Here is a 25920-nt window from a genome sequence, read left to right on the forward strand (position 1 = left end):
AATAGTAATATAAGATAATATATCGGTACTATATTTTTAAACCAATATGTGATAGAAGATTAAATTATATAATTATAATTATAATCCTTTTGCTCTATCTAAAACGATATCAATAACTCTATCATCTGCACCCATTGGTTTTCTGTAGATTATTTCAACGTCTTCTGGGATATCCATAGGGTCTCCATGGCTGTGTGCGTGACCGTGAGCATGGTCGTGACCGTGTTCATGGCTGTGTGCGTGACCGTGGTTATGACAGTCACAGTTTTCGTCGTGGCATTCTTCATCTAAAAGACCTAATATTGTAGGAATGTCTCTTTCAGTGTGGTTTCCCGGTGCTAAAAATACCGGTGTTACAACGATTTTTTTGTAGCCCATATCTATAACTTTTTGAATTGCTTCTGGAATTGTTGGGTGGTTAAATTCCATCATACCAACTTCTACAACTTCAAATTGTCCTTTTGCCCTAATTTTATCTGCAACTTCTGTAACTGTTTGTTTGGAGTAAGGGAGCTTACTACCATGACCAACCAAAACTAATGCTTCCATAGTTAAAACCTCATACTAATTTATAGTAACACTACGGTATAGTTTAAAACCTAAATAGTATTACGATATTGTATATTTTATATTTTTAGTATTATTTTTATTAAAATTTTTAATACTGTATTTTTAAGTAGTGATTATATATTATAAATCTTTCTATCTACTTCAAAACATAAAAATATATTAAACATTTCTTTAATAAATATCTTGCTTATTTGAATTAGTAATAATAAAAGTTAAAATAATAAAAAGTAAAATTAGAATATACAAAAAGTAAAATTAAAGATAAAATTAAAAATTAAAACAATAAAATAAGAAAAAAGTTATTGGCATAAATTAATTATGCTTTTACTTCTTCAGTTTGAGCTTCTTCTTCGCCGTATATTTTGTGTGAAATTTCTCTTAAGGTTTCAACACCTTTTGCTTCTGTTTTTAACAATTCCAATTGTGCTAAAACTTTACTGCCGAATTTCTCTTCAATCATTGCTAATCTGGTTTCTTGTAATCCTCTTCTTGCTTTACAGAAGCTACATTCAACATCTGCAGGGATTACTTGGTTTACAACAACTGCGTCAACTGGTATTTTGTACTTATCAAGTGACTTCATTGCTCTCTCACTTTCTAAAATACTCATTTCTTCAGGGATTACTACTAATCTAAATGAAGTTCTGTCAGGGTCTGCCATGATTTTCCTTGCTTTCGTAATTTTTGCTTTCATTACTTCCATTTCTTCTAAAGCTTTATCATAGTCGACATCTTCGTTATCGCCACCGAAAGGCATGAATTTTTTCATCATTTTCATCATGCCACTCATTTGCTTTTTAAACTTAATCATTTTTGTCATGTATTTGTCCATGATTTCAGGTAAGCCTAAAAATCTTAATGTGTGACCTGTTGGTGCTGTATCGAATACAACGACGTCAAATTCATTTCCATCCATATATTTTAAAAATACATCAAATGCTGCACTTTCGTCAGTACCTGGAGCTAAAGAAGCCATTTCTAATTGCTCTTCTAACATTCCGCCCATCATTGGGTTTTCGTCCATTTGATTTTTTAATTTATCTTTATATTGGTCCATTGCTGCTTCAGGGTCAATCTCTACAACATATAAGTTATCGAATCCGTTTACTTTTGTAGGTTCGTGACCAAATTGTTGCTCAAAACTGTCTTTCAATGAGTGCGCAGGGTCTGTTGATACAATTACAGTTTTTAAACCTTGTTCAGCACAGTAAATACCTGTTGCGGCACTCATTGTGGTCTTACCAACACCACCTTTTCCACCGAACATGATGTATTTTGTTGTTCCATCTTCTTTATCTAATTTTTTTGAGGTAATTCCTTTTAAAGAATTTTTTATCTTGGAGAATACCAAATTATCACCTTTTAGTGTCATAAATTTAATAATAACAATAACAATAATTACTAATAAGAGATTTAGAATTATGTAGCGTAAATTTTATAATTTTATAATGTTTATCATAATGTTTAAATAATTATCGATTGGTAATGAGTAGTGATTGAATATAGTAAGTTAATATTATTTGTAAATTCTATAAGTTATTTATGTTTAAACTATTTATACTCATTGATTTAGTTAAAATAAAAATTTTTGATTAGATTTAGTATGTAAGTTAAATTAAATTAGTTAAATACTATTTTATGAATTTTCTTTGTTACAAGATTCTTTTAATTTACGTATAACTTCCTCTTTGTCCACCATAGTACATACACAACCATCCTTTAGTAGTAAGACACCTTGGACTGGTATACCTAACTTAGAAACCCCATTCATACCCATGAATAAATCTATGTGGCAAGCAACTGCGAATATACCATCGGGCTTACATTCCCTAAGCAAACGTTTCATAAAAGTAGAGCCTGGCACAATATAAGTAGCTATATAACCGCACTCCTCGCCTGCTTTTATTAAGTCACCCAGAGGACATTTTTTACAGTGTACGCATTTAATACCATCTTTTCCAAGTTTTGCTGGGCATTCTAAGTCCCTTAAGCAATGCGGCAATATTAAAACTTTTCGTTTAGATTTTAAGAATTTTTCGCGATAGTATTTATTATAAAAATCTATTGCTACATTATAGAAACTATATTCCGTACCAATCCATAGGAAAAATTTTAAAAGTATGGGGTAATAGTTATTTAATATATATAATGAAACTCTAGGCAATAATATAATCCCTCTTTTCATTAGTACATAGCCTAGAAAAATTGCTAAAGTAAGTATAGTACTAAAGACAAATAATATAATTAATGATACAATACCTAATGATTGAATTCCAAATCCTAATATATCCATGTTATCACGGTGATTTTATGAGTGTAAATATATATATTGACCATAATTTTTATGATAATAACGCCTACGGCTATGAAAATCATTCTGATAATAATAAATCAGATGAATGTTGTGTAGATGACTCCTATAACCCTAATTCCCAAATATCTTCAGAAGACAACGTTTTAAATAAAAATCCTAACGAGTTAGTATATATAACTAAATCAGGGGATTTGACTAAGTTAGACCATGTTTCACAATATGCGCCCCTCAGCGGGGATAATCGAATAGATTATTCCAACTATTGTGCAATTGTAATCGACGTATTAAGAGCCTCCACAACTATATCTACATTATTAGAATTATACGATAAAGTATATATAACAGATAGTATCGAAAAAACTATGAATTTCCCCAATTCTATCAAAATGGGGGAGAGAAATGGCATTAAAATAGACGAATTTGACTACGGAAATTCTCCCGTGGAAATATTAAAAGATAAAAATAAAATTACCGAATTTGCAAAAAATGGGGGTAATTTAGTACTTACCACTACAAATGGTACTCGAGTTTTGAATAGCATAATTTCAGATGATATTTATATGGGTTCTATAAATAACGCTGAAGCAGTTGCAAAAGAAGTATACAATACTGCAGTCAAAAAAGACAAAGATATCGTATTGATTCCGTGTCATAGGTGTGGTGATTTTGCAATAGAAGATTATATAGGTGCTGCGTTGATTGTAGAAAATATATTAAAAATTCCGGGAAATAAAATAACAAAACAATTAGAACAATTGATACCACTTAGAAGTACTATAAAATTTGACTGGAAAAATACAATATTAAATTCAAAATCCGGACAAGGTTTAAGAGATAAAGGGTATCCTTACGATGTACTGTATTCTGTTCAAGAAAATATATATGATAATGTTGGCAAATATAATCAAAAAGAGAATTATGTGTACAGAGTATAATTAATCGGTAATATTACAATTTACTATTTTTCTAATTTTTTAATTATTTTTATATTTTTATATTTTTATTTTGTATATTTTTATTTTGTATATTCTGAATTATCATAGCATATAGAAATTAATAAATATTTAAACTTATGATTTTATAGTACGACTTAATTATTTTTATAAATATGAGAATATTTAATCTGTAATATATTGTTAATATAACAATACAAAATTAAGTACATTATAAACATATAGTATGAGATTATATTTAGTAGATGTATTATTTAAGATTAAACAATTTATAAATCGTTTCAATAACTTAATTAATTAAAAACCATTTAAAATTACGCAATTACAAAAATATCAAAAATAGTTAAAATTTACCGAAAAAGAGAGATAAAATGTTATACATATTAGCAATTTTATTATATATTGCAATGATTGGATTTGTTGCATACATTAGTAAAAACAAAATAAAAGGATTTTCTGACTTTTTCCTTGGCGGTCGTTCCGTTAATCCGTGGATGTCTGCATTTTCATACGGTACTGCATACTTTTCAGCGGTTTTATTTATCGGATATGCTGGAAAAATTGGATGGGGCTTTGGTATGTCTGCCCTATGGATTGTATTAGGTAATGCTTTATTAGGTTGTTACTTAGCTTGGGGTATATTGGGCAAAAAAACAAGAGAAATGACCCAAAGGCTTAATATATCAACCATGCCTGAGTTTTTAGAAATTAGATATAATAATAAAAAATTAAAGGCCGTTACATCGTTTATAATATTTTTATTTTTGGTTCCGTATTCTGCTTCTGTTTATAAAGGTTTGGGGTATTTATTTGAACAAATATTTGGTATTCCAACGATATATGTGTTATTGTTAATGACCACACTTACAGGATTATATTTATACTTTGGAGGATTTGTTGCTGCTACTTTAGCGGACTTTATACAAGGTATTATCATGCTAATAGGTGTAGCGTTGATGTTATTCTTTGTAGTTGGCACTTCAACAGTTGGTGGAATTGATAACGTTATTCCTGCACTATATTCTATAAGTCCGCAACTAGTAGACCCCGTTGGACCTCCAGGATTTGTAGCATTGGCTTCATTGGTAATTCTTACAAGTTTAGGTACCTGGGGTTTACCTCAAATGATACATAAATTCTATACGATAAAAGATGAAAAATCTGTAAAATGTGCTAAATGGGTATCCACATTCTTTGCATTAATTATTAGCTTTGGAGCATACTTTATGGGTGTTTTGGGCAGGTTATTCTTCCCTACTGCGCCACCAACATATATGGGATTACCAACTTTCGATATGATTATACCTACCATGGTAGATACAGCATTACCTAATTGGGTAGCTGCAATAATATTGGTATTGGTTCTTTCAGCTTCAATGTCTACGCTAGCTTCTTTAGTTCTTGCTTCAAGTTCTGCGGTAGTCGTAGATTTCTTAAAAGAGATGAAACCAAACATTACAGGTACTGAATTAATGAAAACTATGAGAATAGTTTGCCTTATGTTTGTAATCTTATCCTTTATATTAGCGATATTCCCTACACCAATTATATCATTAGCTGCACTATCATGGGGTTTAGTCTCTGGATGTTTACTTGCACCTTACGCTCTTGGTCTTTATTGGAGAGGAACAACTGTAAAAGGAGTATGGGCAGGTATTATAACAGCATTAGTTGTTATGCTAGGAGGTTCTGCGGTTGTAGGACTAAACAGTTCGTTAATACCTACATTAAGTGCTATATCTATAGTATTGCCTATCTTTGTAGTTTATTTCGTTAGTTTATTTACTAAAAAGATGGATAAAAGATATTTGGACTACATATATGATACAGGATTTAACTCGGAAAATAAAAACAACGATAATAGAAATGGAAATGGAAATGATTTTAATTTAGAAAATCATGAAATACCTGAAAAAGTAAATATTAGATATAAAAAAATAGATAATAAGGAATAAGAAGAAATAATTAAATATTGAAAAACGAAAATAATATAAAATTAATTCTAGATTAATAGATATAGTTAATATAGTTAAAGTAATTGAATAATTTAGCATAATTGAGGAGATTATATGTCTGAAATTAAAATATGGGATGAAGTGGAAAAATTAGATAGGAAAGAAATAAAAAAAATACAGATTTCTAAATTAAAAGAAACTGTAAAAAGAGCTTATGAAAATGTTCCACTTTATAAAGAAAAATTTGATAAAATTGGACTTAAACCTGAAGATATACAAACGTTGGACGATTTAAAAAAGATTCCCTTTACTGAAAAAGATGATTTCAGGCAAAATTATCCTTTTAGAATGTTTGCAGTCCCTAAAAAAGAAATTGTTAGAATTCACGCATCTTCTGGAACTACGGGTAAACCTACCGTAGTTGGATATACTAGAAAAGATATGGATACTTGGACCAATTTAGTTGCAAGAATGATTACACAGGCGGGCGTAACTGATGAAGATACTGTTCAGATTGCTTTTGGATACGGTCTTTTTACAGGTGGATTTGGTTTACATTATGGTATGGAGAGAGTAGGCGCTTCAGTTATACCAATGTCGAGTGGAAACACGAAAAAACAAATTATGATTATGAAAGACTTCGGAACAACTGTATTGGTAAGTACCCCTTCTTACGCATTGCATATGGCAGAAGTTGCTGAAGAAATGGGAATCGACCCTAAAAAAGATTTAAACATTAAATTTGGTTTATTTGGGGGGGAAGGTTGTTCAGAAGATGCTAGGCGAGAAATAGAAAAAAAATGGGGCTTATTAGCTACTGAAAACTATGGTATGAGCGAATTAATTGGTCCGGGTGTTGCTGGGGAATGTGTTTACCAATGTGGCATGCACATTGCGGAAGACCATTTTATACCTGAAATTATCAATCCTGAAACTGGCGAAGTATTACCTGAAGGAGAAACCGGTGAATTGGTTGTAACAAGTTTATCAAAAGAAGCTCTCCCGGTATTGAGATACAGAACCAAAGATATCACAAGTTTAACATCTGAAACTTGTAAATGCGGTAGAAAAAGCGTTAGAATGTCTAAAATTAAAGGAAGAACTGATGATATGATGGTTATTAGAGGAGTAAATGTATTCCCATCACAAATTGAAACAGTTTTATCCGATGTAAAAGAAATAGGACCGCATTATGAAATTATTGTAACTACAAAAGGTCACCTTGACCAGATTGCAATTAATGTAGAACTTTCGGACAGCAACCTTCTTGAAAGCTATGGTTGTTTAGAAAAACTTAGTAAATCTATAGAACATAAGCTTAAAACAGTTCTTGGCTTAGGGATTAAGGTAAACCTTGTAAACCCTAAAACACTTGAGAGATTTGAAGGTAAAGCTAAAAGAATCAAAGATTTAAGAAATATAAAAGAATAATATCATGACGAATCGTCATCATGTTTAATCTATTTTTATATTATTTTTATATTATTTTTTTAATTAATTTGTTATTTCAAAATTTTAAAAAGAAATAATTATTTTTATTTATTTTATTATATTATTAGATTATTATTCATTTTGTCTTAATTTTGCCAATAATCTTAAGATTTCCAAGTAAACCCATACAACGGTTACTAAAATTCCAAATGCTCCATACCATTCCATATGCTTTGGAAGACCGTATTCTGCACCTTTTTCAATGAAATCAAAATCTAATAGTAAGTTTAATGAAGCTACACCTATTACAAGTAAGCTAAATCCAATACCTATTATTCCCCCTTCATAAATAAATGGGGCGTATATTCCAAAGAAGCTTAATATAAAAGTTAAAAGGTATAATAAAGCAATACCACCAGTTGCTATTAATAAACCTGTTTTAAATTTTTCAGTTACTTTTATTATTCTAAATTTATAAACAAATATCATTGTTAATAGCACGCCGAAGGTACCAAAACTTGCTTGGAAAGCTATTCCTGGGTACATTGTTTCAAATACTGCTGAAATAAAACCCATTGCTAAACCTTCACATATTGCGTATATTGGTGAAAGTATTGGGGCTGTCGTATTTTTAAAAGATATGATTAAGGCCAAAATAAAACCTACAATAATTCCGCCCATGCCCAGCAAACCTGCAAAACCAGGTTGTGACGCGTATAATGTCCAAGAAATTACTGCAGAACCTATTAAAAATATCGTTAATATAAATATTTTGTTTATTGAACCGTTTATTGTCATTTGCTCAGTTATAGGCATGCTTGAAGTACTACCTGCAAGTTGTCTATAACGTTCCATTGCGTGAGCTCCGAAAACTGGATTAGAACTTTTCATATGTTCACCTTTAAATTAATTTAATGTAAATTTTATAAATTAGAGTATTTTTAAATGATATTTAGATTAGACTTTAAAATAATAAATTTATAATTTATAAATTTATGTATCTATAGTATGTAAAATTAAATATATAAATTGTTCTAAATAATATATTATATAACTATGGGGTTGGTAAATATAAATATTTAAATTATATAATTAACGAAAGGTTTATATACTAAGTGGTAATATGTATAGTTGCAACTAATGAAATGGAAATAATGAATTAGAATGCAAAATTAAATATGTAGTGAGCAGGGATCGCCGAGCCTGGTCAAAGGCGCTGGACTTAAGATCCAGTCTCGTAGGAGTTCGAGGGTTCAAATCCCTTTCCCTGCACTAACTGATTTAGGAGTTTGATATTAAGTTATCAAGCTCCTTTTTCTATTTATGGAGTAATTTTTAAGGTATTGTACCATACCTATGGGACTGGATTTAATCCAGTAAGTAAATAGGTACAAATTCAGTTGAATAAAATTGAGACTTTGTTGTAAATGAATACTCATTTAGACAATATTCTCAAAAAAATTGAGTAGGTACTGGATAATTTGCTTTTTTAGTATTGTTTAGTATATTGGTTTATTTTAATGTATAAATATATTTGTCTATTGACGTATAGATATTAGATGATTGTGTTATTTTTGTTAAATATGTATCGTTTTATTTAAGTATATGGATATAGTTTAAAAAAAAGAATTTTAAGATTTATTCGCTAATGAAGAACCCTTTTCGTGGTTCGAACAAATCACCGACAATCTTTAACTTTTTTATGACTTGTTCATAGGTATCTATTGGATATTTTAAAACTTCAGTAACGTATTCCAACAACTCCGTTGTTGAGATTCCACCTTTAGCTTTATTGATGATTGCTTTATCTAAGTCTATTTTTATATTACCATTGAATATTTTTACAAAACTATTCAATAGGTTATCTATTCCGAATACTTGAATAGTTGCATTTTCTCGCTTTGTTTTTAACTCTGAGGAGTTATAAGTGTATATTGATGATAATATATTTTTTATTTCTTCAAATTTAAGCTTAATACCTAAATCTCTTTTAACGATGTTAATGATGCTTTTGATGTTTATTTTTTTATTGTTTAATTTATTGCCTAACTTGAATATCTTAATCAATACTTTTGACTCAAATATTCTTTTATAGCCTTTAACATCTTTTATATTATTTTTAAGTCCTTTAACAATGTTATATGCGATATTTATTCTTTTATTGATTGAACCCCATTTGGCAGGTGCACAACTTGAAACCGCTTCAGCAATTTCTTCAGTACTTGCATCTTTACCCATTAATAATTTTGAGAGTTCAGGGTATTCATTATGTAGTTTTAAGTAGCTTATTACACGTTTACATATTTTTATGTGCTTCATAACGAGGTATTTCTCAGTTTCAGTAAACATATCATATTTATGATGTAATGAGGCGGTGTCTACAGCTTCAAAGTTATCATTTATTATTTCTACAACTTTTAAAACTTCAAATTCATTTAATTCTTTTACAAATTTTCTTGTTTCAATAATGTCTGAAACATCGGTTCCTTCAATATCCAAATGCGGAATTATTTTCCATTCTGAATTGGTTGTTGCTTCAAAGTAAGTTTTTAATAAACTTGAATCTGCTACAATTTGTCTTTCTAATTTTCTGTTGACAAGACTCGCTATTTTAGATTCGTCAACGATATATTCGCCATCTTTCCACTTTAAAACTTGCAACTGATTTATCATATTTGTATATTTAAATTCCATATCTTTATTCATTAATTCGCCGTTGTATTCAGTCATTAAATATTCATTAAATAATGATAAATCTTCTTTTGCAATCTCCAACATTTTATTATATTTTAATATATTATGCTGGTGACCTGCTTGTGAATATATGATACAAGTATTACCGCCGTTTCTAACTCTTGCTAAAAACTGTCTCATTATGGTAGCGGATGAAGTTTTAAGTACTGCAACGATGTCAACTTTATCTTTAATATTCATTTGAACTGATTCTTCTTTTTCAGAACCATTTTTAATATTAATTCCTTCAGCAATGACTCTTGTTGCCAATATTAAACCATCGGGAATTCTTTCTTGTTTTATAATCATTTGTGCAGCTTCATCGGTCTCAACGGATTCTCTTGTAATTTCATAAATTGGTGAATTAAAATTATAAATATTTAATAATTCTTTAATCACTTCAATCTCTTTTTTAGAGTCAACTAACACCAATGACTTTTTACAATCCCTATTGAATGCCGTTGTGATGTATTTACAGAAATTAATAACATTATAATTCGCTAAATGTCCAATATCTGATTCAACAACGTAAGTATTTTTAAAATATTTTTTATTATCGTTGAATTCAGCTTTTACAATTTTTCTATTCTGAAGGTTTACAAGTTCAGGCGTTGCAGTTAAATATACTGAAGCGTGAACTTTTTCAGAATAATTTTCTATTTTATTAATTTCGTCTCTTCTAAGGTCCTTTTGAAGTATCATATTGTGAGATTCGTCAACGATTAATATTACATCGTCATCGTCTCTTATTTGTACTCTTTCGTATGTTCCTTTGCTGGTTTTCTCAAATTTGATACTTTCAAACTTGATATCGTCCATGATGTTAAATAATTGGTTGTAGGTTCCTATGATTAATCTTGTATCATTTGCGGTTCTATGCTTTGCTTTACTGCCTTCATAGTATGCTGGAACTCTAATTCCTTTATTTAGTAAATTGCTTTGTGTTTGCTTTACTTGGGTTCTGTAAGGGAACAATAGCACTATTGTTTTATCTTTATAATCATTGGTAAGTTTATCAATGTTATTTGTGATATTGTATGTTTTTCCTCGCCCTGTTTCAGCTTGTAGGATTACACTTTCTTTGGTTTTTATAGATTTATTTACTGCAGTTTGCAATACATCGTATGAAAGGTATTTGTTACACTTTATTGTACTTGCTTCTTTATTTTTATTTAATAATTCAATTAAATATTCTTCTGCAGATACGTAATCGCCTAAGTTATTTGAAATTCCTTTTAATTTTATAAATTCTAAAATTTTATCTTTGAAACCGCCCCATAAGTATGCTACAATGTTGGTTCTTAAACTGTTGTTGTGCCAGTCAACCGCTACAGCGTTATGTGCTTGGTTCGGGTATATTGTACAATCTGGGTTGTTTCCATCGTTGTAATATATGGAGTATATACTGATGTATTTACCATTTGATTTGTAACCAATTTTTAAATAATTGAATAATTCAATTATCCAATCTTTGTTATACTTCTCAGTAAGCTTTGTTTGAATAAATTTTGTAAATTTATATTCTTTTTTCGATAAAGATTTAAAATCTTTTATTTTAATATTAGCTTTTTTTAATTTGTTAATTAACTCAAATGACTCGGTTGTCTCGCTGGATTCCTTTACGGTTGATATATATTCTTTATTTTCGACTCCAAATTTAAATATAAATACTTCAGGCGTAATTGGAACTAAACTATTTTTTATAAATAAAATTTTACAGTTTCTTTCAGTTCCGTATTTTTCTTTTCTGTTCTTGGTTCCAGGGAGTCTGTCGACTCTTGCTATATCGTACATTGCAGAGTCTGCACCGTTTCCGATATCTTCAGCAATTTTTGAGAAGATTGGAAGTTCTAATCTTGATATAGGTCTGTCGATGTAGTAGATAAATCTTAAACCGCCACCTGTAAAAACTATTAAATGCGGTTTTGTATAATCATCAGGCAAGGTATTAAAGATATCTTTTATTTTTTGGTTCATTTCTTCCTTTGATGGTTCTTTGTCTTTCCATTCATCGATATCAAAATCAATTGGAATGTATGACCAAGCGGTTGATGATTTAGAAGTACCTTTCTTTTCTTGTCTTGGAGCTATGCCTATTGATACAGTTGTTATTCTTGCTTTTGAACCTATTCGTTGTTTTATTTGTTGTTCTTTTTCGTAAATTTTGTTTGAAATGGTTTCGGCAGTATTTGCGATGTTAATACTGCTGTTAAAATCTGGGATTTCCATAAATTCACAGTATGCCCAAGAATTTCTATTATTTGGCTTTTGATATTGCTTATCTAATTCTACCAAATATCTTACTTCAAAAAAGTTCATATTCTTTGCAGATTTGGTTAAATCTTTTTTAAGTTCTTTGATTGAACCGTCAGCTATGCCCAATACTATTTTACTTCTAAAATTAGCAATTGAAGTTAATAATACACCGATATGGTTAACTAATTGCTTCTTATCAGTTTTTTTGTATTGTTTATAGTTTTTCATAGTACCAAATCTTTTATTTTATCTTTTTATTATTTTTTTAGTTTTAATTTTATTTTTTAAATTTAATTTTTTATTATCTTTTAATTTAATAAATTTATAAATTTATAAATTCTTTTTAATGGTGTTCAATAATATGTTTGTTCTTTCTTTGCTGTGTGCATAGAATAGTGTTGTCTCAATACTACTATGTCCTAAGTATTCTTTGACAACTTCAATCGGAACACCTTTATTTAATAGTTCCACGGCTCTCCCGTGTCTTAAGGAATGAACTACTACCCTTCTATTCTTGGGGATTTTGCCCTGCTCTTTTAGCTTGACTACTGCGTTCCTGTATACTTGGCTTAACCAGCCTCTTCTTACAGGTCCGCCCCTTATACTTTGGAATATAGGGTCGCTGTTGCCAGTGTTGACGTTATATTTAACGTATTCCTTTAAAGCGTTCAATGTGTCACTTGAACATACTACAAAACGCTCATTGCTGGATTTTGTATTCCTAATTCTAAATTTAGCTTCTTTAAAGTCACAGTCTTCGTAAGTGATTCCGATTACTTCGGAAACTCTGCAACCTGTGTCCCATAACATTCTAATCATTAAAGCATCTCTTAAATTTGACCTACTGCGGTGCTGTAAGATTGCTTTTAAAATTTCATTTAATATTTTTGAATCAATTGAATCATAGTGCTTTACTTCAAATTTGCTGAATCGTCTTCGCTCTTTACATTCTGTTTCAAATTCTTTGAAGTTGTGTAATCTTAAAACCCTGTAAAATACTTTTAAAAGCTTAAAGTATTGGATTACTGAATTACCTAACTTTCGTTCATTTTCCAAATAATTAAAAAATTTGGTAAACTCTGACCTGTTCAATGTGTCAGGTTCTTTGTCTAATTTTTTACAGAATGCTAAGAAGACTTTGAGTCTTGAAATATCGCTTTTAATCGTGTTTTCTTTTATTCGGTCGAATTCTCGTTCTTCTCTAAATTGTGCTATCCATTTGTTTTCGTCTGTAATCTCTGTTTTGCTTCTACCAGTGTTTACGAGAATTAAATCTTTCATATTAGCATTCATATTCTTCCTCTTGGAATATTATGCAATTTAATAGAAAATTTGCCCCTATTCCGTACCTGGAAACTATTTCATTCTCCTTATCGGATAATGTTAATAATTTTTTAGTCTTTAAGTTTCTATTTTTTATTTCTGCGATTGTTTCAGGGGCTATGTTTTCACAATTCTCCATTTTATGGACGTAATATCTTAACTCACGTGCTCCGATGTTTTTGTATAAATTGAAGTATCTTCTCATCAAACCACCCTATAAACCTTCAATTCGGTTAAATACATCATGGTGGTCTAATAAATCTACTAAAACTATCAAATCTCTTATTTCAGGATTTAAGATCGATAATTTATCCGCTCCATTCTCTTCTTTTATACTTATTTCGAGCATATTATTGTCTTGTTCAATTATTTCAATTAAAACTTTATTTAATTCAAGTATACCCGCTTGCTTAACTTCATCGTAAATTTTTTTATTTTGCTTCTTGGTGTGTTCATTAAATGTTATGTAACTGTCCCAACATATTGGATAATTCATTAATTTACCAGCTTCTTGCATTATCTGCTTTTGTAACTTTAAAGTTTCTAAAACATTGGTAGATTCTAAAGAATAAGTCATTCTATTAGTTCCATAACCAGTAATCAATTCTAAAGCTAATTTATCATCGTAAAAATTTATACCCAATCTGCTGTTTGTCGTTTGATCTTTAACAAAAGGTATTGCTAAATTTTTAAACTGTTCCTTTGCCATTTCTTGAAATTCTTTTATTTGATTCATAATCTCACCCTATCAAAACATTATTAATTTTAACCCCATTTAGTCTTCTGAAATAATGAAAGGTACCCTAGATATTCTAGACAATTTTTTACATACGTTTAATAATTCCGTTTTTGATTCCATGTAAAAATTTATGGGTTTAGAACCTACAATTGCCACTGCAACGCCATATTTTGAAAAATAAGGGTCTGCATTCTTTCCATCATTTAGGATAATCAAAGCTTCTTGGATACCATAACCTTCAGAAACAAGTTTTTTTACAGTATTAATTTTTTCAGCATTCTTTTTAACCGTCATATTATACCCCAATACTATAACCTAAATTTATTAGGTCATTTTTTAATCGTTTAAGCTCGTTTTCATCTTCTAAAACTATAGCAATACCTAATTTACCTAAGTGTTTACGGGATACGCCAATTTCAGCCCCGTTGCCTCTTGGTTTTATTAACCGTTCTTTTGTGATTATCATTGCTTATCATCTTTTAAAAAATATTATTTTTAGAAAATAATTCATTTAAATTCTCTGAATCTTCTTCATCTTCGATAATTATTGTTATTGCACGTTTTCCTAAGTACTTACGAGACAGATTTATTTTAGCACCTGTTCCGTAAGGTTTTACTAATTTTTCATCTAAGATAATCATTATTGACCCTCAATACTTACCAATGAACCGATTATTTTTTCTTTAATGGATTCATTATCTGGCAAGATTATTAAGATAGCTTCCTTACCCAATTCGACCTTAGGTAAAGAAAATCTCGCTGAATTACCGTGAGGGGAGATTATACCCCAATATACATCAGTATCGAGTTTAGCTGTGTTTGCCATAAGTCACCTCTAAAATTTCCATAGTGTCTTGTAAATACTATTATTTAGTAGTATAATTTTACAAGTATATATAACTTATGTATTATTTTACAAGTACCGATATAACATACATATAAAGTATTATTTTATAACTAACATTTATTATACAGGGTAACTTAATTTTATTATAAGCAATATAATATACGAAGTGAAAAATCATGATAATTAATTTAATTAAAAAAAAGCATGTGGATAGAATTCTAAAATTACTTTATGAATCTAACGAATTGTATTTTGGACAACTTACATCTATATTAGGGATAGATACGGGTAATTTAAGCAAAATTTTAAATGAAATGTACAAATTAGGTTTACTTAAAAAAAGGGAAGAAAAAACAGAGTATAAGTTACCCCGAACTTATTATTCACTCACTGAAAAAGGTTTGAAATTAATAAAATTATACATTGAAATTGAAAATTTAGATAATACAAATTGTGAAAATAAAAATATAATTGATAATTCTAAAAATAAAGTTATAAATAATTCTGGAATAGTAATTGGAGATACTAAAGATTCCAATATTACTATAAAAAAATAATACCTGCTATTTTGTAAAAGTTAACATTAATTTTTATTTTTAACTTCTTCTTTTAAATTTTAAAATAATTATACAAATATTTATATTTTATGGTTACTAATTTATTATATACAAGTCCATTATATTAATTATTTAAAGATAAAAGTACTATATGCCTATTAACTATACGCCAGGGGAATTATATGAGTAATAAAAAAGGATACTATAATTTAGATAGTTTAGATGGTTATGAATTCGAAGAATTTGTTGCACAAATATTGAGACATAATAACTATGAAGATGTAGTTGTAACCCAAAGAAGCAACGACAAAGGTAAAGACATCATAGCAAAGTCAAAAAAGGGTAAAAGATTTAAATACCCTGTTGTTGTAGAATGCAAGCATCAAAAAAGTGTTGGAAGACCCGTAGTTCAAAAATTACAAGGTGCACTATTACATGAACTCGGTGACAGCCAGTATATTAAAGGTATGATAGTAACTTCAGGAACATTTACAAAAGGTGCTATTGAATATACTGAAGAAATAAATAATATGTATTCCGAAACTATGGAATTAGAATTAATTGACGGAAAAGAACTAATTAAAAGATGCAAAGCTTCAAACATCGTTGTAAAGAATGGTAAAATACAAATCAATAGTGATTTAACCTTTGAAAATATTTCTGAAGAAGAACAGTTTAATTATGCACTTAATAACTTAAAAAATATTACTGGAATTGAAAAAGTTCAATATGATATTAAATGTCTTAGAACGTACCACCCTTACTTTTTTGTTCCCTACGGTGTAGATTCAAGTACTTCGACAAGAGTTGGTTGTATTTATCAAGTACGTGAAAAAAACAAGAACATGGTATTAGATGGAATTTCTGGAGCAGTTTGTGAAGATGTCGAAGCAATCTATGATGAAAATGCAAAAGTTATAAAAATCCCCAAAAATGATTTAAAAGATTTAAAACCTTTTGAATTCTCTCAAAAAGAAATAGAAGATATTGTAAAAGACATTATAATCGATAAATACACTAAAAACGTAACATACACTGGAAACAATAACGTAACATATAATAAAGTGTGTTCCCCATTGAGAAAGGATATATTTTTTAAAAAAACGTCTGCAATATACTCCCCTACCTATCATAATGTTATAAACATTAATCAAAACCAATATTCTCAAAAAATTATTACAAATAAAACTTCAGTATTGGAATTAAATAATGAATTAACTTGCTGTAAAGTCTGCGGAGAAAAAGCCGAAAATCGATATATTTGCCCAGTTTGTGGAAAGATACTTTGTAAAAAGCATACCGTATTTGATTACCTCGATAAGTCCCCAGTATGTCAAGAACATCGTATCGCTCAAAAATTACTCCTACAAAATATATATTTTTCCTCACCACAATCTCATTATATGTTTATGGAACAGTGGGTAAATATGAATATAATCCATAAAATAATATGTGATAAATATGTTTCAATGTTATTAGTAATATTAGGAGTAGTTATAGCTAGTTATATACTTTAATCATTATTTATTTTATTTAAATTTTATATTTTTTGAATTCTAATTTATTATATATAACTCTTTTTATTGTGATTAATTAATAAATAATTAATATATGTTACAACAATTTTTTATTATTTATAATTATAATGAGGGATAATATGCCACCAAAAACTACAAAAGGCAAAATTAGAAAGACTTTAACAGGAGATGGGAGAAAAAAACCATCTAAATTTGTAAAAGAAAATGCAGAAAAAGCATTCGGAAAATCAAAGAAAAAATAATTATTTTTTATTAACTATTATTTAATGAGGGGTTAAATGTTAAAAGATACACCAAGCACACGAATATTATCAAAACATAAAATTAAGATTGAAGAAAATGTATTATCTGTTAATTCGGGTAAGAAAGCATATGTCGCACTTAATAAAATTACTGCAGTTGAATTTGATAGTAGTACTTTATTTGCCACTGTTTTTTTAGGTATTCTTGCTATATTGATAGGAATTTTTTTAAATTTTGTATTTGATAGTGCTGTGCCTGCATTAATAGGATTGGGCTTAGCATTTATGAGTATTATGGTAGGGCTTATTACAATTAGAGTTAATATATATGCTAGTGGCTATAAGCTTATGTTACAGGGGAAATACAAAGATATGAAAGAATTATATGAAGAACTTAAAAAATTAGTTTAAAATTTTATTGTTTTTATTATTTTTATAAATTATTTATTAACTATTAAAGGTGATTTTTTGAAACTTAAAAAGGGTAAAGCTAAAAATATATTGGAAAGTTCTATTGAATCTGCATTACTGGCAGTAGAGATTTATAATCGTCCTAGGGCACCGTTTAAAGTAGAAAATTATATCTCATTGATGATTATAGCATGGATGCGGTTATTTCATGCATATTTTAATAAAACCATTGGTGAAAAATATTATTATAAAGAAAAAAATGGACGATATAAGCTTTATGATAAAGAAAAAAAAGCATGGGAACTCGGAACATGTGTTAAAAAATTTAAAAAAAATAATAGTTTAAAAGAAGGGGTTGAAGAAAATATTAAATTATTTATAGGGCTAAGAAATAAAATTGAACATAGACATATTGATAAAGATGAGATAAGTTTTCAATTATTTGGAGAGTGTCAAGCACTATTGTACAATTATGAAGAACTTCTTGTTGAATTGTTTGGCGAAGAATACGCACTAAATGAAAGTCTAGCATTTTCACTGCAATTTTCAAAATCCCAAAATAATAATTTAGATCAGGCGTATAAAAAAATGATATCATCCAATTCACAAGAACTTTTGGATTATATTACGAAGTATAGAAATAAACTACCCCAAGATATATTTGACTCACAAAATTTTAGCATAAAATTAATACAAATTCCAAGAATTACTAGTTCTAATCGAGCAGATGCTGCAATTCAATTTGTAAATTGGAATTCATTATCAGAAGAAGATAAACAAAAATATATTAAAATCAATGCAATAATTAAAGAAAAAGTAGTAAAAACAGAAGCTATCAACGTAGGTTCTTTAAAGCCCATGATGATTGTCAACCAAATTAAAAGAGAGGTTACTAAAGATTTCTATATAAAAGATTTTGTCCATTTATATAGAATATTTAAAATCAGACCTAAAGATAAAGAACAAGAAGAGTTAGAAGGTACTATAACAAATACGAAATATTGTCATTATGATATAATACATAAGGATTATATCTATAGAAAATCTTGGTTAGATTTTATTAAAAGCTTAATTTTAGAAAAAAAATTAAGTCGTGAAGAATTGTGGGCCAAAGCGGATGCAGGAGAAACTTTAGATATTTCAGAATTTGAATAAAGACTACTTTTGACCTTTACATACTATATAATCTTTTTTATTAACATTAATTAGGAAATATATTTATAGTTATATATATACACTTTTATTATTTATTAATAGAACAGTTTTTGGTGATAGTATCAAGTCAGTATCATTAATTGGTTGTAAATTAACGATGACAGGTCAAAAAAACCTATCAAGTATAGAAGTAAATGGAAAATATATGGATTTTTACAATATATTAAGCGAATTTTTAGACACGCATAAAAAATTAGATCCTAAACTTAAAAAAGATGAATCAACATTTTATGTAAAATCCATTGTTGAAGATAATAGGTATATAACAGGTATTGGATTAGGGGGGACCACAAATAGTGGTATGGGATCTGTCGATAAAAAAACTAGTGCCTACGAAGATACAAACGACAAATTAATATCTGAAAAATTAAATTATGTATTATATGTGCCAAAAAATAAAGATTATGCATTAATTTTATTAGAAAAAAGAGGTAATTCTTCTTTTTTGACAGTATTTAGGGACAATTTAAAAAAATATCTTAAAGAAGTAGTTAAATTACCCAATAATATTATAATATCACAATATGCTACTAAAAATTTATGTATACAATCGTTAGAAGACTACCCAATGGATTCCCTAGAAGTATCTAAAAAATATTATCCTAAAGACAAAGATCCAATTACAAAATATAACATAGGAAGAATTACTGTCAAAATAGAAGGTATCGAAGATAAAACATTAATATTAAAAAAGATACAAGAAAAGGCTTTGGAAGATTTAAGAAATAATAATATAAATGTTAAAAATTTACTAGATGAAATACCTGAAGAATTAAATTTGTTACCTAGTGCAGATACTGTATCGTTAGTTCAAAGAATATGCAAAGAGACAACTAAAAAAATAAGTTTTAAAGGAAATAAATGTGAAGATATTAATGCATATTATAATATAACAGAAGAAGTAGGTAGAGATGAAATTGGGAATCCTACATCAGAATCATTAGTTGATTTGGCAAAAGAATGTATGGAAGATCTGGTTGAAGATATTGAAAATAACTAAACCTAATATTTTCTTTTTAAGTATTATATTTTATATTTTAATTTTTTTAAAAATATTAATAAGCTATTATAACCATATATTTTAATACAAAATCCTTAGGTAATACTTATGTCACGAAATATATCTAGTAAAACTATGAAATTATTGTTTGCAAATAGCGGTAATAAGTGTGCTATTTGTAAGACAGATATTACGGATAAAGAAGATGGAAATGCCACAGTTTTAGGAGAAATGGCTCATATAGAAGGATTAAACCCAAACTCTGCAAGATATAATACCAATATGACAGATCCTGAAAGAAATTCTTATGATAACTTAATGATCTTGTGCCCAACTTGCCATGCAAAGATAGATCATAATGAAGCTAAATATACTACCTATGATCTAAAAAAAATCAAATTAGATCACGAAAAATGGGTATCTGATAGATTAATTATTAAAAATTTTTCATTTGCCCACTTAGATGTTATACTATCATTTCTTATAAACAATTCTAGTGTTAAAACATACAATGAAGAAATACGTACCATCACACCAGGGGAAAAGATTGCGAAAAATAACTTATCTTCAAAAATTGCAAATTTTATAAAAATGGGAATGTGTAGAACTCCCGATATTAAAGAATATTTAAATAAAAATCCAGACCCTAATTTTTCAGATGTATTACGAAATATATTTGTAGAAAAGTATTTAGAGTTAAAAAATAAAGATATTTCTGAAGATGAGATATTTATAGAACTAATAACTTTTGCATCAGCGGGTAATATATATGACCTTAGTTATTATAGTGCTGGCATTAGCTTAGTAACTTATTTTTTCGAACTTTGTGAGGTGTTTGAAAAATGATACTGCCTAATAAGTCATTACTACTTAAATATTCAATATTAGGTTTAGGTAGTAAAATATTAATTGAATTAAATAACCCCCAAACTATTTCTTCATTAAGGGATAATACTAAAAAATACGAAGAACTTAAACCTTTTGATAAATTTATATTAACGTTAGATTTTCTTTATATGATTAATGCAATAGAATACAAAGATGGAATAATTAAAAAGGTGATTTAGTATGATTAAAAGCTTACGTTGTAATCAACCATCATTTAAAACCATAAATTTTAAAGAAGGATTCAATGTAATTTTAGCAGACACTACGAAATCATCTAAAGAAAAAGATTCTAGAAATGGAGTAGGAAAATCAACATTGATTGAAATAATACATTTTTGCTTAGGCAATACGCCAACAACAAAAACCGTATTAAAAGATGAACATTTGAAAAATTGGATATTCACTTTAGACTTTGAGCTTAGTGGTAACAATATTTCAGTATCCCGAAATACTGGTGATAGTTCCAAAGTTATAGTGAATAGTAATTTTTCTACATGGCCAATAAAACCTTCACGAAATAAAGAAGGAAAATATGTTTTGAAAAATAAAGAATGGATAGAGGTCTTAGGAAATTTAGCTTTTGGATTAACTAAAAATTCGAAAAAAAAGTATTATCCAACATTTCGTAGTTTGATATCCTACTTCTCAAGAAGAAGTTCAGGCGCATATTTGAACCCATTTAAACATCACCCCAATCAGAAAGAGTGGGATATACAAACAAATAACGCATATTTACTTGGTTTGAATTATAATTATGTTTGTGATCTTCAACTTCTTAAAGATAAAAAAAATACCCTTAACGAATTAAAAAAAGCATCAAAATCTGGAATTTTAACAGAATATTTTGATTCCAAAGCAGAACTAGAAAATTCAAGAGTAAGACTAAATGAGGAAATTGAAAAATTAGAAGAGGAATTGTCTTCTTTCAAAGTACACCCTCAATATTATGAAATTGAAAAAAATGCAAATAAATTAACTGAACAAATACATGAACTTGTAAATAACCAGTCATTAAATAATAAGTTAATTATGAGTTATCAGAAATCAACAGAAGAAGAAAAAGTAGATACGTCATTAGAAAATGTGCTATCAGTATATGAAGAAGCCGGGGTACTGTTTCCCGAAAGAGTAACAAAACGTGTTGAGCAATATATGGAATTTCATAAAACTATTATATCTAATAGAAAAAAATATCTAAGTGACGAAATTCAAAATTTACAGTTAGAGGTTACAACCCAAAGCGAAAAAATAGCGGAGTTAACAAATAAAAGAGCAGTTTATTTGGATATATTAAAGAGTAATCATGCATTAGATGAACATACAAAGTTATCTAACTTATTATCTGAACATATTAAACAAAGAAATTATATTGTTAACATACTAAGTAATTTAGATAAATTTGAAAAAGGTAGTAGTACTATAAAAATTGAAAATGAAAAATTACATTTAAAACTAATGACCGATTATGACGAAAGGAAACATTATATAGATAAAGCAATTAAAATTTTTAATGAAAATTCGAATCATTTATACTCAGAATCGGGTAATCTATTAATAGATGTTAAAAAATCAGGGTATAAATTTGATGTTAGTATTAAAAGAACCCAAAGTCAAGGTATAAGTTATATGAAAGTTTTTTGTTACGATATGACATTGATAGAACTTTGGGCACAGAAAAAATACTCACCTAAATTTTTAATACATGACAGTACAATATTTGATGGTGTTGATGAAAGACAAGTATATAAAGCATTAGAACTTGCCATGGAAAAATCAAAAAAATTGGGATTCCAATACATTTGTACTATGAACTCAGATAATGTTCCATATAATGAATTTAGCAGAGAGTTTAAAAATAAATTTGAAGAGAGCACCGTTGCAAAATTTACAGATAGTAGTTCAGATGGTGGTTTATTGGGTATTAGATTTTAAGTAAATTAACTTATTTTCTAGAATACCTATACAAAGTACTCTTACTTATCCCAGTAATCTCTTTTATTTCTTTTAAAGTACAATTACCTGAATTATAAAGCTTAATGGCCATTTCTAATTTTGATTTATCAACTTTAGGGCGACCACCGACACGTCCCCGAGTTCTTGCAACGTCTAAACCATTTTTAGTCCGTTCTGATGTCAAATCCCTTTCAAACTGAGCTAACCCTGCAAAAATAGTAAATAATAATTTACCGTGTGCAGAACTGGTATCAAGCCAAGATTCTTTTAAACTCTTAATCTCAACGTTTAAAGATTTGCAGTTTTCAACAATCTCAACTAAATCTTTCGTACTTCTTGAAATACGTGTAAGTTCTGTAACGATTAAAACATCATCTGCCCTAAGTAATTCAAACATTTTATCGAATTCAGGCCTATTTCTTTTAGTTCCGGAAATCTTTTCTAAAAATATCTTTTCACAACCTGCTTTTTTTAAATCTTCGACTTGTCGTTCCAGGTTCTGGTCTCTTGTTGACACTCTTGCATATCCAATTTTCATAATATCACGTAATTCCCAAAACTCATAAAATATTTTAGTTTTAAAACTTTGATTTTGGTACGAGTTTTGAAACCAATATTTTAACAAAAAATAATAAAATAATAATAAAAATAAATAGTACCATAAACGACCGTTATTGGCACTTTGTAAATTCTAAAATTTATTAAAAAATAAAATGTAAAAAAATATTAATTAATATAATTTATTAATCACATTACCAATATTATCTTTTCTTAAAATCTTTCCATTTTTGTCATGGGCATTTAATATAATCACAGGTATACCATCTAAAAACGCATATGTATGTTGCACATACTTGTGATAAGGTACGTTAGCATCTTCACCTCTTTCTTCCTTATTTTTTTTGTATAAATGTCTAACTTCTGAACTGGCTAATGTTACTTTACTACTATTATTTGACGTACTTATTTTTGATTGTTGCATATTATATAATATTTCTAAATTCATTTTTTAACCTCTTTTAAATTTAATAAATTAAATTTATTTTATTTCTTTAACTGATACAATCGTTAAATTATTTTTGTATTTTTCATTAATCTCATCTAAAATTGCACTGGATGAATTTATTGAATAAATATGTTTTTGAGTGTAAACTTTTGATGTTCCGTTACTATAGGTTACTTTTAACTTCCAATTAAATAATTTATTACTTCTTCGATATTTTGAATAATAATGATTAATTAATGGTTTTGCTAAAAGCAATGATATTAAACTGATTAAAAAAGTTGCATCCAATAAATAATTTAATTTAAAATAATAAAATATTCCTATCATTATAATCAATACTGCTATGAAATTTAAATAACGTTCATAGTAGTTTAATATAGTTTTATATCCCATTCTACCACCTTTATTTATTCTTCAGTATTTTTTATCTTGATATTATCAGTATTTAATAAATCCATAATGTTTTCGCATCTTTTAATATCTTCAATAGCCCTATTCTTTTCATTGATTAGTATATTTTCCAATACTGCTCCATCTTGTCCTAATATTCTCAATAATCTTGTAATACAGATAGTATGTGTTGATAACCTTCCAGTATAATAATCAATCCATATTTCACTTTCGTTAACGCCGTTTTGATTAGCAATTTTATTTAATGTTAAATAATAAGCATCTTTTTCAAATAATTTTAATTCATCTTTTGCAAGTTCTTTTATTTCGTTGTGTAATTCTGAATACTTTGTTTCTGTGTCTTTTACTTCGTTTGGTATCTCAATACTATTATTGCTTCTTTTAATACTGTTTAAAAAGTTCATTATAACACCTTATCGATAGTTTGATTTAAATGATTTAATTCAATTAATGCATCATCTGCAAGTTCCTTTATTTCATCTTGTAAAGTTTTTGATTGAATCTTTCTTAATTTTTGAAAGATTACAAGCATACTTTTAGCACATACAGTCTTAGCTTGAACTGTTTTAGGTCTTCCTCGTTTCTTTTTCTCTTCTTCATCGTCATCTTCAATTACTTCTTTTTTAGGACTAATTGGCGGTATTTTAAAATTAGGAATATTAAATTCAGGTTCTGCAGGTTCTTCTTCAACTGTTTCATTTTTATGTTCAATTGCTTCAGGTTCTTTATTTTTTTTAATAACTTCTTCCATTGGTGGAATGTTCACTTTATTCATCAATACCTGCCCCCTTTTTCAATTGATTCTCTAATTCATCAAATACTGAAAAACCCATTTCCATTCCTGAAAATTCTTTTGCTCTTGACTCTTTTCTACCTTTCATTCCTTCCCTACCTTGGTATGCTTTCATTGTAGGATTTAATGCAATTGCTCTTTCTAAAATTACCGGCAATTCATCCTCTAAAATTTTAGTCATTGCATTCTTATAAGCTTCAGCTTTTTGTCTTTCAATATCCCAAAATATTCGTTGTCGTGGGTCATTACATTCTATCGGAATAACTTCTTCAGTTAATGGATTAATAACTCTAAAAATATGTGCATATACTGTTAATACTTCATTTCCTTTTTGAATACAGTATTCAGGGACTTTTAAAATTCTATATTGTTCCTTGGAACCTAAAAATATATTTCTTAATTTAATAATTAATTCTTCAAAAAAGTCAATCGCTCGTTTACGATATAGTATTATATAACCAGTTTCAGAAGGAATTAAAGCTTCAGGATATCCATAAATAGTTTCTTTTTCCCCATCGTTCCATAAAATAAGTTTTTGAGTACAAGAATATGGTTTTAAAGAGTTAATAATTAAATTCTCTTTATTTTTCTGTTCTTTATTTCTTCGATATTTATCTAGTGGATTGGACAAAGTTTCTTCTTCAGACTCTTGGTTCTTTAGGTATTGATTATTATTGTTATTATTGTTATTATTGTTATTATTATAATTATTATTAGATTGTTGATTAGATTCTTGTTCTTTTTTCGAATCATTATTTTTAAACTTACTAAATAACCCCAAAGTA

The 25920-nt window shown here is 28.2% G+C and carries 30 protein-coding genes and 1 tRNA gene; 13 read left to right on the forward strand and 18 right to left on the reverse strand.

Annotated features, from left to right (window positions below; all coding sequences use genetic code 11):
* Positions 1-78 precede the first annotated feature (78 nt).
* From cfbA to M2325_RS06215, 3 genes are all read right to left on the reverse strand, one after another.
* Positions 79-549: a sirohydrochlorin nickelochelatase gene (gene cfbA, locus M2325_RS06205; protein ID WP_209591262.1), complete on the reverse strand. Its 471-nt coding sequence runs from the start codon at positions 547-549 to the stop codon at positions 79-81.
* 337 nt (positions 550-886) lie between these two features.
* Complete coding sequence (locus M2325_RS06210) at positions 887-1921, reverse strand: arsenical pump-driving ATPase GET3 (RefSeq protein WP_209591264.1); 1035 nt, start codon at positions 1919-1921, stop codon at positions 887-889.
* Between the two features lie 285 nt (positions 1922-2206).
* Positions 2207-2863, reverse strand: coding sequence for a DUF116 domain-containing protein (locus M2325_RS06215; RefSeq protein ID WP_209591266.1), 657 nt, complete (start codon positions 2861-2863; stop codon positions 2207-2209).
* 17 nt (positions 2864-2880) lie between these two features.
* Here M2325_RS06215 and comB point away from each other — a divergent pair, with 17 nt between their 5' ends.
* From comB to M2325_RS06230, 3 genes are all read left to right on the forward strand, one after another.
* On the forward strand, positions 2881-3819 hold the full coding sequence (comB, locus tag M2325_RS06220; protein WP_209631839.1) for a 2-phosphosulfolactate phosphatase: 939 nt from the start codon (positions 2881-2883) through the stop codon (positions 3817-3819).
* Positions 3820-4208: 389 nt separating this feature from the next.
* Positions 4209-5792 (forward strand): sodium:solute symporter family protein, encoded by a 1584-nt coding sequence (locus M2325_RS06225; RefSeq protein WP_259052112.1) that lies wholly within the window; start codon positions 4209-4211, stop codon positions 5790-5792.
* A 114-nt stretch (positions 5793-5906) separates the two neighbouring features.
* Entirely contained in the window at positions 5907-7223 is a 1317-nt protein-coding gene (locus tag M2325_RS06230; RefSeq protein WP_209591270.1) for a phenylacetate--CoA ligase family protein, read from the forward strand.
* A gap of 132 nt (positions 7224-7355) precedes the next feature.
* On the opposite strand, the gene M2325_RS06235 is transcribed toward M2325_RS06230, so the two are convergent.
* Positions 7356-8114 carry a Bax inhibitor-1/YccA family protein gene (locus M2325_RS06235; RefSeq protein WP_209591272.1) on the reverse strand — a complete coding sequence of 253 codons (759 nt, stop codon included), beginning with the start codon at positions 8112-8114 and terminating at the stop codon, positions 7356-7358.
* Between the two features lie 296 nt (positions 8115-8410).
* On the opposite strand from M2325_RS06235, the gene M2325_RS06240 reads away from it, so the two are divergent.
* A tRNA-Leu gene (locus M2325_RS06240) sits at positions 8411-8495 on the forward strand.
* Between the two features lie 366 nt (positions 8496-8861).
* On the opposite strand, the gene M2325_RS06245 is transcribed toward M2325_RS06240, so the two are convergent.
* The 8 genes from M2325_RS06245 to M2325_RS06280 all read right to left on the reverse strand — a co-directional run bounded on the left by M2325_RS06245 (position 8862) and on the right by M2325_RS06280 (position 15100).
* Complete coding sequence (locus M2325_RS06245; protein ID WP_259052115.1) at positions 8862-12440, reverse strand: DEAD/DEAH box helicase family protein; 3579 nt, start codon at positions 12438-12440, stop codon at positions 8862-8864.
* 102 nt (positions 12441-12542) lie between these two features.
* The gene (locus M2325_RS06250; RefSeq protein ID WP_013180929.1) at positions 12543-13505 is read right to left on the reverse strand and encodes a tyrosine-type recombinase/integrase; all 963 of its coding nucleotides are present in this window, start codon (positions 13503-13505) and stop codon (positions 12543-12545) included.
* Positions 13495-13740, reverse strand: a complete 246-nt coding sequence (locus tag M2325_RS06255; RefSeq protein ID WP_013180928.1) for a DUF2540 domain-containing protein — start codon at positions 13738-13740, stop codon at positions 13495-13497. Before M2325_RS06255 ends, M2325_RS06250 begins: the two co-directional genes overlap by 11 nt.
* A gap of 9 nt (positions 13741-13749) precedes the next feature.
* Positions 13750-14271 (reverse strand): hypothetical protein, encoded by a 522-nt coding sequence (locus tag M2325_RS06260; protein ID WP_259052122.1) that lies wholly within the window; start codon positions 14269-14271, stop codon positions 13750-13752.
* 39 nt (positions 14272-14310) lie between these two features.
* Complete coding sequence (locus M2325_RS06265; RefSeq protein ID WP_013180927.1) at positions 14311-14568, reverse strand: hypothetical protein; 258 nt, start codon at positions 14566-14568, stop codon at positions 14311-14313.
* Between the two features lies 1 nt (position 14569).
* The gene (locus tag M2325_RS06270; RefSeq protein ID WP_259052125.1) at positions 14570-14740 is read right to left on the reverse strand and encodes a DUF2080 family transposase-associated protein; all 171 of its coding nucleotides are present in this window, start codon (positions 14738-14740) and stop codon (positions 14570-14572) included.
* Positions 14741-14753: 13 nt separating this feature from the next.
* Positions 14754-14915 (reverse strand): DUF2080 family transposase-associated protein, encoded by a 162-nt coding sequence (locus M2325_RS06275; protein WP_209591700.1) that lies wholly within the window; start codon positions 14913-14915, stop codon positions 14754-14756.
* On the reverse strand, positions 14915-15100 hold the full coding sequence (locus M2325_RS06280) for a DUF2080 family transposase-associated protein (RefSeq protein ID WP_013180924.1): 186 nt from the start codon (positions 15098-15100) through the stop codon (positions 14915-14917). The genes M2325_RS06275 and M2325_RS06280 overlap by 1 nt, the downstream gene beginning before the upstream one ends.
* Before the next feature lie 197 nt (positions 15101-15297).
* Between M2325_RS06280 and M2325_RS06285 the strand changes: the two genes are divergently transcribed.
* The 9 genes from M2325_RS06285 (at position 15298) to M2325_RS06325 (ending at position 22904) form a co-directional block, all read left to right on the forward strand.
* On the forward strand, positions 15298-15678 hold the full coding sequence (locus tag M2325_RS06285; protein ID WP_209591699.1) for a winged helix-turn-helix domain-containing protein: 381 nt from the start codon (positions 15298-15300) through the stop codon (positions 15676-15678).
* 182 nt (positions 15679-15860) lie between these two features.
* Positions 15861-17195, forward strand: coding sequence for a restriction endonuclease (locus tag M2325_RS06290; protein ID WP_259052131.1), 1335 nt, complete (start codon positions 15861-15863; stop codon positions 17193-17195).
* A 140-nt stretch (positions 17196-17335) separates the two neighbouring features.
* Complete coding sequence (locus M2325_RS06295) at positions 17336-17458, forward strand: hypothetical protein (RefSeq protein WP_259052134.1); 123 nt, start codon at positions 17336-17338, stop codon at positions 17456-17458.
* 36 nt (positions 17459-17494) lie between these two features.
* The gene (locus tag M2325_RS06300) at positions 17495-17869 is read left to right on the forward strand and encodes a hypothetical protein (protein ID WP_259052144.1); all 375 of its coding nucleotides are present in this window, start codon (positions 17495-17497) and stop codon (positions 17867-17869) included.
* A gap of 90 nt (positions 17870-17959) precedes the next feature.
* The gene (locus tag M2325_RS06305) at positions 17960-19024 is read left to right on the forward strand and encodes a DUF3644 domain-containing protein (protein ID WP_374759692.1); all 1065 of its coding nucleotides are present in this window, start codon (positions 17960-17962) and stop codon (positions 19022-19024) included.
* 157 nt (positions 19025-19181) lie between these two features.
* On the forward strand, positions 19182-20084 hold the full coding sequence (locus tag M2325_RS06310) for a hypothetical protein (protein WP_259052150.1): 903 nt from the start codon (positions 19182-19184) through the stop codon (positions 20082-20084).
* A gap of 108 nt (positions 20085-20192) precedes the next feature.
* Positions 20193-20930 carry an ABC-three component system protein gene (locus M2325_RS06315; protein WP_259052153.1) on the forward strand — a complete coding sequence of 246 codons (738 nt, stop codon included), beginning with the start codon at positions 20193-20195 and terminating at the stop codon, positions 20928-20930.
* Positions 20927-21151, forward strand: coding sequence for an ABC-three component system middle component 6 (locus M2325_RS06320; protein WP_259052155.1), 225 nt, complete (start codon positions 20927-20929; stop codon positions 21149-21151). Before M2325_RS06315 ends, M2325_RS06320 begins: the two co-directional genes overlap by 4 nt.
* Before the next feature lies 1 nt (position 21152).
* Positions 21153-22904, forward strand: coding sequence for a DUF2326 domain-containing protein (locus M2325_RS06325; protein WP_259052163.1), 1752 nt, complete (start codon positions 21153-21155; stop codon positions 22902-22904).
* Positions 22905-22914: 10 nt separating this feature from the next.
* Here M2325_RS06325 and M2325_RS06330 read toward each other — a convergent pair whose 3' ends face one another.
* The 6 genes from M2325_RS06330 to M2325_RS06355 form a co-directional block, all read right to left on the reverse strand.
* Positions 22915-23463 carry a recombinase family protein gene (locus M2325_RS06330; RefSeq protein WP_259052174.1) on the reverse strand — a complete coding sequence of 183 codons (549 nt, stop codon included), beginning with the start codon at positions 23461-23463 and terminating at the stop codon, positions 22915-22917.
* A 192-nt stretch (positions 23464-23655) separates the two neighbouring features.
* Positions 23656-23931: a hypothetical protein gene (locus M2325_RS06335; protein WP_259052177.1), complete on the reverse strand. Its 276-nt coding sequence runs from the start codon at positions 23929-23931 to the stop codon at positions 23656-23658.
* Between the two features lie 33 nt (positions 23932-23964).
* Positions 23965-24324 (reverse strand): hypothetical protein, encoded by a 360-nt coding sequence (locus M2325_RS06340; RefSeq protein ID WP_259052179.1) that lies wholly within the window; start codon positions 24322-24324, stop codon positions 23965-23967.
* A gap of 14 nt (positions 24325-24338) precedes the next feature.
* Positions 24339-24746, reverse strand: a complete 408-nt coding sequence (locus tag M2325_RS06345; protein WP_259052182.1) for a hypothetical protein — start codon at positions 24744-24746, stop codon at positions 24339-24341.
* Positions 24746-25117 (reverse strand): hypothetical protein, encoded by a 372-nt coding sequence (locus M2325_RS06350; protein WP_259052184.1) that lies wholly within the window; start codon positions 25115-25117, stop codon positions 24746-24748. The genes M2325_RS06345 and M2325_RS06350 overlap by 1 nt, the downstream gene beginning before the upstream one ends.
* Positions 25110-25916 (reverse strand): hypothetical protein, encoded by an 807-nt coding sequence (locus M2325_RS06355; protein ID WP_259052186.1) that lies wholly within the window; start codon positions 25914-25916, stop codon positions 25110-25112. The genes M2325_RS06350 and M2325_RS06355 overlap by 8 nt, the downstream gene beginning before the upstream one ends.
* Positions 25917-25920 lie beyond the last annotated feature (4 nt).

It is taken from the genome of Methanococcus voltae PS (assembly GCF_024807035.1).
In the GTDB taxonomy this organism is placed as follows: Archaea; AGJL01; Methanococci; order Methanococcales; family Methanococcaceae; genus Methanococcus; species Methanococcus voltae.